Raw genomic sequence first — 10717 nt, 5'->3', positions numbered from 1 at the left:
ACAACGATGCTTCAGGTTAACGAACTTCATCAGTATTACGGTGGTAGCCACATCCTGCGCGGCCTGTCCTTTGAGGCAAGAATTGGCGAAGTCACGTGTCTGCTGGGCCGAAACGGCGTTGGCAAGACGACGCTGCTCAAGTGCCTGATGGGTCTTATACCCTCGAAACAGGGAAGTGTGCTCTGGGAAGACAATGCAATTACCACGCTCAAGCCGCACCAGCGGGTGCATGCCGGTATTGCCTATGTACCGCAGGGCCGTGAGATCTTTCCCCGACTGACCGTAGAGGAAAATCTGCTGATGGGCCTGTCTCGCTTTCCGGCCGGACAAGCCAAGGAAGTCCCTGACTTTATCTATGAGCTGTTTCCTGTTCTCAAGCAGATGAGGCATCGCCGAGGGGGTGATCTGTCTGGCGGTCAGCAGCAACAGCTCGCCATTGGCCGCGCCCTGGCCAGTCAGCCTCGCCTGCTGATTCTTGATGAGCCCACCGAAGGCATTCAGCCGTCCGTTATCAAGGAGATCGGTACGGTCATCAAGCGGCTGGCGGCCAGAGGCGATATGGCCATTTTACTGGTGGAGCAATTCTATGATTTTGCCGCCGAGTTGGCCGATCACTATCTTGTGATGTCTCGTGGGGAAATCATCCAGCGCGGCCAGGGTACACAGATGGAGGCCGACGGCGTACGCGGTCTGGTCGCCATTTGAAAACCGCTTGCCAGAGCACCCAGGCGGCATGCCATGATCCCGTCAGTTCAGCGTAATGATGCTGACGGTAAACCAAAACAGATAAGAACCGATGAACGCACCAATTACATCCGCCCTGTTTACCCCTGCCTGGCAGGCCGAGCTGGAATTGGCCTATGCACGCCAGGGTGACTGGACTCGTCCGGTCATGCGGCGGCATGCCGGTCCGCTGCGGGTGCAGAAGCATTTGCACGCGGAGGGACCGGAGGTGTGCCAGCACATCATTGTTCACCCACCTGGTGGTATTGCCGGCGGAGATCGCCTGGCAATCAATGCTCGTGTCGGTGAGCAGGCCTGGGCGCAACTGACCAGTCCGGGTGCCGCCAAGTGGTATCGCGCGACAGGCCCGGCTCATCAGTGTCTCACACTCGCCGTCGGGCCCGACGCCACGCTGGAATGGCTACCTCAGGAAACCATTGTCTTCTCGGGTGCGCAGGCCGAGCTGGCTACCCGTATCAATCTTGAAGGTGACGCCCGCCTTTTTTACTGGGACATGGTTGCCCTGGGTCGCCCCGCCAGCCAAGAGCGCTTTGCTACAGGACACTTCCAGTCTCATCTGGACATCTACCGCGACGGCTATCTGCTATGGCATGAGCGTCAGCGCATTGCCGGAGGCGACCGTTTACTGGAGTCGCCTATTGGACTCGCCGGATATCCTGTCTTCGCCACGCTGATCGTGACAGGCGATATTGACGAGTCCCTGCTACAGGCCTGCCGCGCCCTGCCGTGCCAGGGCCGTGGCGATCTTTCACAACTCCCTGGCCTGCTGATAGCTCGCTGCCTTGCCGATGAAGCGTTGGCGGCACGTGCCTGGCTGATCGAACTCTGGACGCTGTTACGCCCTGCCCTGCTGGGCCGCCGCGCCGTCCCTCCCCGTATCTGGAGCACCTGATGGATTTGACACCTCGCGAAAAAGACAAGCTATTGATTTTCACTGCCGGTCTTGTGGCTGAGCGGCGTCTGGCCAGGGGCCTCAAGCTCAATTATCCCGAGGCCATGGCTTTCATATCGGCCGCCCTGCTCGAAGGCGCCCGGGACGGCCAGACGGTAGCCGAGCTGATGCACTACGGCACCACGCTGCTTACCCGCGAACAGGTCATGGAAGGGGTTCCGGAAATGATTCCAGACATCCAGGTAGAGGCTACCTTTCCCGATGGGACCAAGCTTGTAACCGTACACCAACCGATTGCCTGAGGCTGTTATGACGTGCTCTATCGCTCCTGCCCACGAATCCGATCTGCCTGGCATTCTGGCCATCTACAACGACGCCGTGGAAAACACCACGGCGATCTGGAACGAGACCCTGGTTGATCTAGCCAACCGCCGTACCTGGCTGGCAGACCGTACGGCTCAGGGGTTTCCCGTACTGGTTGCCCGTGATGCTGCCGGTGAAGTAGTCGGCTATGCCAGTTATGGTACCTGGCGAACCATTGAGGGTTTCCGTCATACCGTCGAGCATTCGGTGTACGTACGCAGCGATCAACGGGGTCAGGGCATCGGCCCCATGCTGATGAAGGCCCTGATCGAATATGCCCGCAACGCCAATCTACACATGATGGTGGCGGCTATCGAGAGCGGTAATACCGCGTCGATCCGCCTGCATGAACGACTGGGTTTCGTAACGACCGGCCAGATGCCGGAAGTGGGCCGCAAGTTCGATCGATGGCTGGACCTTACATTCATGCAACTCAAGCTGGAGTCCCATCATGGTTGACGTCACCCTTGAACGCATCGATGCAGAAGCATTTCAGCACTACAAACAGGGCTTAGGCGCCCTTTTGCGTGACTGTGTTACAGGCGGCGCCTCGATCGGGTTTCTGGCTGATCTGAGCGATGCCGAAGTTGACGCATATCTGGATAGCGTTCAACAGGACATCGCAGATGGCAGCCTTCATCTCTGGGTTGCGCTGTTAGGTGACCGGGCGGTGGCCGGTAGCGTGCAACTGGCGCCAGCGACCAAACGCAATGGCCTCAAGCGCGCCGAAGTACAAAAGTTGATGGTACTACGAGGCGCTCGGCGGCACGGCATCGCACATCGGCTGATGATCACGCTGGAAAGCGCTGCATTGGACATGGGTCGCACCCTGCTCTACCTCGATACGCTGGCGGGTTCAGGCGCCGAACAGCTCTATCAATACCTAGGATATCAGCGTGTCGGGGAGATCCCGGACTATGCCGCGAACCCCGACGGCACCTATCACCCGACCGCCCTTTACTACAAGCAGCTCAGGAGCTTCTCATGATCCCTGGCGAATACCAGATCAAAGACGGCGATATAAAACTCAATGCCGGTCGTCGAACCTTGAGCCTGACGGTAGCCAACACGGGGGATCGCCCTGTCCAGGTCGGCTCTCACTATCACTTCTTCGAAACCAACGATGCCCTCGCCTTTGACCGTGAGCAGGCCCGTGGCATGCGCCTGAACATTCCGGCGGGTACGGCAGTACGCTTCGAGCCGGGTCAGTCACGCGATATAGAGCTGGTGGAGCTGGCAGGCGACCGTATCGTGTATGGCTTTGCTGGCCGTGTGATGGGCCATTTATAACGCGCAGCTCCGATGCAATAAACATCAGTCTTGATGATGGGTATCGCTTCGCACCTTCCATCCCATTGCCAGGATGGTCAAGGCGCGCCGCCTAAAGGCAGTAATACCCCTTACCAACCCACACCCGAAACACAGAACGGGACCGGCGCTGCGCCACCCTTCCCTACACGATCAGGATGAGTGATATGAAGATTTCACGCCAAGCCTATGCCGACATGTTCGGTCCCACTACGGGCGACAAGGTGCGTCTGGCGGATACGGACCTGTGGATTGAGGTCGAGCACGATCACACCGTTTACGGTGAAGAGGTCAAGTTCGGAGGCGGCAAGGTCATCCGCGACGGCATGGGCCAGAGTCAGCGCTGCGCAGCCGACGTGGCTGACACGGTGATCACCAATGCGCTGATTCTTGACCACTGGGGAATCGTGAAGGCGGACGTCGGCCTCAAGAATGGCCGTATTGCAGCCATCGGCAAGGCAGGCAACCCGGACATCCAGCCGGGAGTAACGATTGCTATTGGTGGCGCAACAGAGGTCATCGCCGGGGAAGGCATGATTCTCACAGCAGGCGGCATCGATAGTCACATTCACTTCATCTGTCCGCAGCAGATCGAAGAGGCCCTCATGAGTGGTGTGACTACCATGATCGGCGGAGGCACAGGCCCAGCAACGGGCACCAATGCGACTACCGTAACGCCCGGCCCTTGGCATATGGCGCGCATGCTCCAGGCCGCAGATGCCTTCCCCATGAATATCGGCTTTACCGGCAAAGGCAATGTGAGCGTCCCCGAACCGCTAATAGAGCAGATCAAGGCTGGTGCTATTGGCCTTAAGTTGCATGAGGACTGGGGCACGACACCGGCAGCTATCGATAACTGCCTTGCAGTGGCTGACCAGTACGATATCCAGGTTGCAATCCATACCGATACGCTGAATGAGTCTGGTTTCGTCGAGACGACCCTGGGCGCATTCAAAGACCGCACCATTCACACTTATCACACTGAAGGTGCAGGGGGTGGACACGCGCCGGATATCATCAAGGCCTGCGGTTTCCCCAATGTGTTGCCCAGTTCCACCAATCCAACCCGGCCGTTTACCAAGAACACCATTGATGAGCACTTGGACATGCTCATGGTCTGCCATCATCTCGACCCAAGCATCGCGGAAGACGTAGCCTTCGCCGAGAGTCGTATCCGCCGCGAGACCATTGCTGCCGAGGATATCCTCCATGACCTGGGCGCGTTTTCAATGATCAGTTCTGACAGCCAGGCCATGGGCCGGGTAGGCGAGGTCATAACCCGTACCTGGCAAACCGCCGACAAGATGAAGAAGCAGCGTGGCGCCTTGCCTGAAGACGGCCCCGGCAACGATAATTTCCGCGCCAAACGCTATATTGCCAAATACACCATCAACCCGGCCATTACCCACGGAGTAAGCCATGAGGTGGGCTCTATTGAAGTGGGTAAATGGGCAGATCTGGTCTTGTGGCGCCCGGCCTTCTTTGGCGTGAAACCCTCATTGATCCTAAAAGGCGGTGCCATTGCGGCGAGCCTGATGGGCGACGCCAACGCGTCCATCCCTACGCCACAACCGGTTCACTATCGCCCCATGTTCGCAAGCTACGCCGGTGCGCGTCACGCCACGAGCCTGACCTTTATCAGCCAAGCTGCTTTTGACGCAGGTATACCTGCCCAGTTAGGGCTCAAAAAGCGGATTGGCGTCGTAAAAGGCTGCCGTACGGTAAAAAAGACTGACCTGATCCATAACGGCTATCTGCCAACCATCGAGGTCGATCCACAGAACTATCAGGTGAAAGCAGACGGGCAGTTGTTGTGGTGCGAACCGGCAGAAGTCCTGCCAATGGCGCAGCGGTATTTTCTGTTTTGATGAGGGTCTTGCGGAAGCCCCAAGGCAGCGTTACCGCTTCTGAGCGGTAACGCTGCCTTAGAGAAACGGAATTACTTGCTGGCGGCGTCGATGGCCTTCTGCAGGTTTTCCGTATCGGTCGCGCCGGGAATAACGGTCACGTTGTCTGCAGTTGCGCCCTTGGTCGGCATGACTACGAACGTAGGCGTACCCTGGATCTGCATCTTGCTGCCCAGGTCCATGTTGGCCTGGATCTGGGACTCTAGCGTCTTCGCGTCAGCCTTGACATCGGCCAGCTTCAGATCAACGGCTTTCAGAGCCTTCTCCACGTCCTGCTCGGTCAGCTTGCCCTCGTTCTTGCCGGTTGCAAACAGACCGTTATGGTATTTCAGGTAAGCCTCACCACCCTTCTTCGCATACACATACTGACCGGCTTCCGCCGCCAGGATGGAGGCCGGCCAGCGAGCACCAAAGACCGGGAACTCCTTGAAGATGAAGCGAACGTTGGGGTTCGCCTTGATCAGCCCTTCGACCGTTTCGGACATGTGATAGCAATAGATGCACTGGTAATCGAAAAACTCGACGATCGCTACCTTGGCATCCTTCGGCCCTACGGCAGGCGTCTTGGCATCGTTGAGCAAGGCATCGGCGGAAGCTACGGCACCCACGGTCAGCTGACTGATCTGCTCTTCCTGTTGTTTCTGCTGCAACGCCTGACTGACCTGAACCAGCACCTCAGGGTGCTTGATCAGATAATCCGCGGCGATCTTGCCAATCGCATCCTGCTGGCTGGCATTGAAACCGCCAACACTGCTATCGGCATGGGCAAAGGGAGCGCAGGCCAGAACCAATGCTGCAAAAGCTGATTTGGCACGCAGCGTCCGACCTTTGAAATTCTGCATCTGTGGTTCCTTGGCTATGAACGAGGGGAAATAGCACTCCGCCGGTGGGCGGAAAGCTCATGATCGTACCGCATGCCGAGGCCTTTACAAAAACAGGTTGAATTGAACAGGCACAAACCTGAGGCATTCGGCACACCTGAAGGCAATCCAGCAGAATGCCTTGGGGCAGCTGGTCGCCTTCAACTGACGTTTGCCATGAATGAGAGTCCGAATGGTTTTAGCGAGGTAAATGTAAATGACTGATCAAGCTGACTTCATCCGGATAGTCAAGAGCGAAGTGCTCTCCGAAGGCTTCTCCGTACTCAAGAAACACACCTTCGATTACCGTCGCCGTAACGGTCAGTGGCAACAGCTGACCCGGGAAACCTACAATGCAGGCGACAGCACTACCGTGCTCCTCTATAACCGGGCGCAGCGGACCGTTGTGCTCACCCGGCAGTTTCGCTTTCCTGCCTTCGTCAATGGCGTAGCAGACGGCATGTTGCTCGAAACACCAGCCGGCAAGCTTGATAAGGCGTCTCCTGAGAAACGTATTAAGGAAGAGATCCGTGAAGAGACCGGCTATGACATCCAGAATGTCACGCCACTGTTTGAAGCCTACTCAACCCCCGGCTCCGTGACGGAAAAGCTCTCTTTTTTCACGGCTGAATACGAGTCAAGTAACCGCAAGGAAGACGGTGGCGGCCTGGAGGGAGAAGGTGAGGACATCGAGGTACTGGAAATGCCTTTCGATGAAGCGCTGGGGTTAATCAGGCAGGGGCAGATCAAAGACATGAAGACCATCACCCTGCTCTATCACGCAGCGTTACACGTATTCGATAAACCTGTAGCGTAATGTCAGCCATTTTCGGGCGAGTAAGCTTACTAAGCCCACTCGCCCGAACGCGGTTCCTTACAGGCGGAACCGTGCCATTTGCGTAGCCAAGTGATCGGCCATAAGAGACAGTTCCTGACAATCCGCACGACAGGCATTCACATCCTTGACCGTTGTTTGAGCAAGATCAGCGATACCCTGAACGTTTCGGTTGATCTCTTCCGTTACTGAGCTTTGCTCTTCAGTAGCGGTCGCCACCTGATGGTTTCTATCCGTAAGCTCTTCGACATGAGCAGCAATGGCATCTAATGATCGGCCTGTTTGTCTGCTGGCCTCTACGCCCGTTTCAGTAGCCGATTGTCCAGCACGTATGGAGGCAACGGCCTCGTCAGCACGCCCTTTGAGTTCACCAATCATGCGCTGAATTTCAGAGGTCGCGCTTTGGGTACGGCCAGCCAGGGTACGAACCTCATCAGCCACCACGGCAAATCCACGCCCCATTTCCCCTGCACGTGCTGCCTCAATGGCTGCATTGAGCGCCAGCAAATTTGTCTGGTCGGAAATACTACGAATTACCAGCAAAACCTCATCAATGGTATCGACCTGTTGAGCCAGGGCACCTACAGCGCTTGCCGCCTCCTCAATATCGGCCGACATCCCTTGGACATACTGGATAGATTGCCCAACCACCTGCTTAGCGGATACCGCCTCTTCCTGAGTGCTGCAAGAGACCTCAGCTGCAGCGCCGGCATTGCGTGCGATCTCTTGCACGGTCAGCCCCATTTCATGCACAGCGGTAGCCACCATGTCGGTCATATGCTGCTGCTGGGTCGCTCGCGTCGATGTGCTATCCACTACCTGAGCAACCTGGACCACATTCTGCCGAAGCTGCTCGCTGGTATGCAGGGCATTACCGATCAGCTCGCGCAAACTTTCAACAAATCGGTTAAAGCCACGCGCCAGATCACCTAGTTCATTCGCGCGGCTTTCATCAAGCCGACGCGTTAGGTCGCCATCACCGCTACCAATATCGATCAGCGCGGTTGTTACCTGACGAATCGGTCGAACAATACTGCGCGCCATCCAGACAACCAGTCCCAGAAATGCCAGAACAACGGCTAGACTAATACCTGAAATGACAAACAAAGCCTTTTGAGCAGGGCCATAAACCTCGGAAAGCGGCACCTCGCTGACCAGCGTCCATCCAAGCGACTCGACTGGCTCAGCTACCGCTACGTATTCCTGGCCATCCCGCTCAAACATCACAGCCTGACTGTCAGCGCCTTTTGCCTTGGCAATCAGTTGCTGAGCGGGCCCAGCTCCTACTAACTGCTCAAGCATCTTTTTGTCATTCAGCTCAGCCTGGGGATGGATTTTCACCTTGCCGTCTGGACTGACTAAATACACCTGACCCTGCTGGCCAAAACGGAAGTCACGAATCATGTCTGACAATGCTGTCAGGCTGAAGCCCAGCCCTACTACACCCAACAGGCGGCCGTCGCGCTCGATGCGCTCATCAATAAATAAGGTGGGCATATGAGTATTGTTATCAATGTCGATCACGATCAAACGCTGTTGTCCGCTCGCCAGAAAGTCATAAAACCACTTACTGTTCGCTTCGCCAGGTTTGAGCGTGATATCCAGGCCTTTGTTCGTAAAATAATGGCCGGAATCCTTGGAGATGATAAAGGACACGAGCGCGTTGTAATGCTGTTGGAGATTCGATAAATAATGTACGAACTGAGGCTGTTGCTCGACAGCTTCGCCAGCACTCAACCAGTCGGCAATCAATGTATTGTTGGCCATATTACTGGCCGTGGTCAGCGGGACGGTCAGTACTCGCTCAAGATCATTTCGAATCGCTTTGACACTGGTCGGCATAGCCTCTTGAAGCAGATAACGATCGGTTAACCGATTCAAGGCATAGGCATAGATACCGATTACAACCAAACTGCTAATGACCAAGGCGGCGCCCATACTCAAGATAAGCTGCCACTGGATACTGTTTCGCCAAAGACGCATAACGTAACGTGCCTCGAATTCCGCGACTAGAAGAGATGCTGCAAAGAGATCTGGAGATAGTTAAGCGGTAACCCTAAATGCAAGGGCACAGCTAGCGTCTAGACGTTCTTTGAGTAAACGAATAAGTAGTGCAACGCGTATCGACGAACAGAAGAAGAACTTTACGGGGAGAGAATGGTTTTTGGAGAGTGGGTGACTGACGGCAACAATAAAAACCGGACGATAAGGCGTTGCCTTTTAAAAAGGCAACGTCAATAGACTCCATGAAATACGCGTAGCGTGCAGTAGCGAGCCCTGCGTTTATAAGGCTTTAACGAGCAGCAAGGTGACTCTATTGCCTTGCTCCTACTACTCTCTAGCGTAGCTGACTATCCTTACTGCCGCGTCGGTTATAGCCGCTGAATCTGGCCTGCTCCTTGTCGTGCGCGGCCTGACAGTTAACGCACAAGCGCACACCTTTTACTGCCTGGCGTCGAGCCTCGGGAATAACCGCATCGCACTCTTCGCAGTGCGTCAGGCTTTCACCACGCGCCATCTGGCTTCGAGCACGCTGGATAGCATCTTCAATGGTGCTGTCGATCTGCTCTTGAACCGCCCCGTCGTTTGCCCAACCACTGGCCATAGGACTCTCCCATTAGCTGTGAGACATCCTGTTGATATGGGTACATCTGCACCTATAACAAGAGGCCAGCACAACGTTATTTGCCGTAGCCGACCAATGACATTCTATGACTCGTTTACACCAGATCTGCTCGCGTCAGCTCACTTTTGAGATAGGCGTAATAAATAGGCGCAGCCACAAGTCCTGGTAGGCCGAAAGCCGATTCAAAAACCAGCATGGCTAACAGTAACTCCCAGGAGCGGGCCTTGATTTGCCCTCCGACAATGCGCGCATTGAGGAAATACTCAAGCTTGTGGATAGCGACCAGATAGCACCCTACGGATACTGCCACCCACAGCGAAACCGACAGCCCTACGATCAGAATCAGGGTATTAGAGAGCAAATTCCCGATCACGGGCAGCAGCCCCAGAATGAAGGTCGCTACGATCATTGTCTTGATCAGGGGTAAGTGGATGCCACAGAGCGGCAACACACCCGCAAGAAAGACGGCTGTCAGAATGGTATTGATAAAAGAGATCTTTACCTGGGCAAAAACCACGTTGCGAAACGCCTCTGACAGCAGCGCCACACGGTCCAGCAGCGCGGTGGACAGCGGGCGCTCCTGGGCTCTGCTGCGCTTGCGCTGCAAGGCAACGGCAGCGCCGAGAATCAGGCCGATCACGAGGGTGACAAACGTGTGTATTGCATCCTTGCCAATGGTCTGCAGCTCACCTAAGTGAGCACCCAGCCACTCATTGACCGAGTGACGAAAATCTTCGGCGCTGGCGGGCAGGTATTTATCGAGCGCCATCGGAAGTTGCCCACGGGCACGCTCGGTGAGCGCCATGAATTTATCGATCAGACTGCCCGGATTGCGAACTTCATGCAGTACAAAACTGATCGCGCCCGCAAAGAATACAACCAGGACACAGACAACCAGGGTCACCAGCAGGGCTACCGCCACGATACGGGCACGATCACCGGAAATAAGCCCCTGCAGGCGAGGCTCCAGCATATTGGCCAGTTCAAAGACCAGCAGACCGGCAAACAGACTGGGGACCAATCCAAGCGGAAAAACCAACATGAGGCTGGCCAGAATAACGAACCAGCTAACCAGAAGAATCTGACGAGGCGTAAATACGGGCATGATGTCCTATGCGTTGTAAGGCAGCCTCAAGGAGGCAATCCATTCCATCAATCATTATCGTAAAACAGAGGTGACTG

Annotated in this window: 12 protein-coding genes; 8 read left to right on the top strand and 4 right to left on the bottom strand. The window is 55.8% G+C overall.

Going from position 1 to position 10717, the window contains the following annotated elements:
- Nucleotides 1–6: 6 nt before the first annotated feature.
- The 7 genes from urtE (at nucleotide 7) to ureC (ending at nucleotide 5175) form a co-directional block, all read left to right on the top strand.
- Complete coding sequence (gene urtE, locus QWJ10_RS04295; protein ID WP_125887782.1) at nucleotides 7–705, top strand: urea ABC transporter ATP-binding subunit UrtE; 699 nt, start codon at nucleotides 7–9, stop codon at nucleotides 703–705.
- Nucleotides 706–796: 91 nt separating this feature from the next.
- Nucleotides 797–1636 (top strand): urease accessory protein UreD, encoded by an 840-nt coding sequence (locus tag QWJ10_RS04290; protein ID WP_289924568.1) that lies wholly within the window; start codon nucleotides 797–799, stop codon nucleotides 1634–1636.
- A complete protein-coding gene (locus QWJ10_RS04285) occupies nucleotides 1636–1938 on the top strand; it encodes an urease subunit gamma (protein ID WP_010795439.1) in 303 nt (100 codons plus the stop codon). Before QWJ10_RS04290 ends, QWJ10_RS04285 begins: the two co-directional genes overlap by 1 nt.
- A gap of 7 nt (nucleotides 1939–1945) precedes the next feature.
- Nucleotides 1946–2458 (top strand): GNAT family N-acetyltransferase, encoded by a 513-nt coding sequence (locus QWJ10_RS04280; protein WP_010795440.1) that lies wholly within the window; start codon nucleotides 1946–1948, stop codon nucleotides 2456–2458.
- Nucleotides 2451–2987: a GNAT family N-acetyltransferase gene (locus QWJ10_RS04275; RefSeq protein WP_289924567.1), complete on the top strand. Its 537-nt coding sequence runs from the start codon at nucleotides 2451–2453 to the stop codon at nucleotides 2985–2987. The genes QWJ10_RS04280 and QWJ10_RS04275 overlap by 8 nt, the downstream gene beginning before the upstream one ends.
- Complete coding sequence (locus tag QWJ10_RS04270; protein WP_289924566.1) at nucleotides 2984–3289, top strand: urease subunit beta; 306 nt, start codon at nucleotides 2984–2986, stop codon at nucleotides 3287–3289. The genes QWJ10_RS04275 and QWJ10_RS04270 overlap by 4 nt, the downstream gene beginning before the upstream one ends.
- Nucleotides 3290–3474: 185 nt before the next feature.
- The gene (gene ureC, locus QWJ10_RS04265) at nucleotides 3475–5175 is read left to right on the top strand and encodes an urease subunit alpha (protein ID WP_289924565.1); all 1701 of its coding nucleotides are present in this window, start codon (nucleotides 3475–3477) and stop codon (nucleotides 5173–5175) included.
- A gap of 71 nt (nucleotides 5176–5246) precedes the next feature.
- On the opposite strand, the gene QWJ10_RS04260 is transcribed toward ureC, so the two are convergent.
- Nucleotides 5247–6056: a DsbA family protein gene (locus QWJ10_RS04260; protein ID WP_289924564.1), complete on the bottom strand. Its 810-nt coding sequence runs from the start codon at nucleotides 6054–6056 to the stop codon at nucleotides 5247–5249.
- Nucleotides 6057–6291: 235 nt separating this feature from the next.
- On the opposite strand from QWJ10_RS04260, the gene QWJ10_RS04255 reads away from it, so the two are divergent.
- Nucleotides 6292–6891 (top strand): NUDIX domain-containing protein, encoded by a 600-nt coding sequence (locus QWJ10_RS04255; protein ID WP_289924563.1) that lies wholly within the window; start codon nucleotides 6292–6294, stop codon nucleotides 6889–6891.
- Between the two features lie 57 nt (nucleotides 6892–6948).
- On the opposite strand, the gene QWJ10_RS04250 is transcribed toward QWJ10_RS04255, so the two are convergent.
- The 3 genes from QWJ10_RS04250 to QWJ10_RS04240 all read right to left on the bottom strand — a co-directional run bounded on the left by QWJ10_RS04250 (nucleotide 6949) and on the right by QWJ10_RS04240 (nucleotide 10640).
- Entirely contained in the window at nucleotides 6949–8892 is a 1944-nt protein-coding gene (locus tag QWJ10_RS04250) for a methyl-accepting chemotaxis protein (protein WP_289924562.1), read from the bottom strand.
- 355 nt (nucleotides 8893–9247) lie between these two features.
- Nucleotides 9248–9514: a DksA/TraR family C4-type zinc finger protein gene (locus tag QWJ10_RS04245; protein ID WP_019364310.1), complete on the bottom strand. Its 267-nt coding sequence runs from the start codon at nucleotides 9512–9514 to the stop codon at nucleotides 9248–9250.
- 115 nt (nucleotides 9515–9629) lie between these two features.
- Nucleotides 9630–10640 (bottom strand): hypothetical protein, encoded by a 1011-nt coding sequence (locus QWJ10_RS04240; protein ID WP_019364309.1) that lies wholly within the window; start codon nucleotides 10638–10640, stop codon nucleotides 9630–9632.
- Nucleotides 10641–10717 lie beyond the last annotated feature (77 nt).

This window comes from Pseudomonas sp. WAC2 (assembly GCF_030403525.1).
GTDB classification, from domain to species: domain Bacteria; phylum Pseudomonadota; class Gammaproteobacteria; order Pseudomonadales; family Pseudomonadaceae; genus Chryseomonas; species Chryseomonas luteola.
The sequence above is the reverse complement of the archived record's forward strand: the minus strand, read 5'-3'. Positions and strand labels throughout refer to the sequence as shown.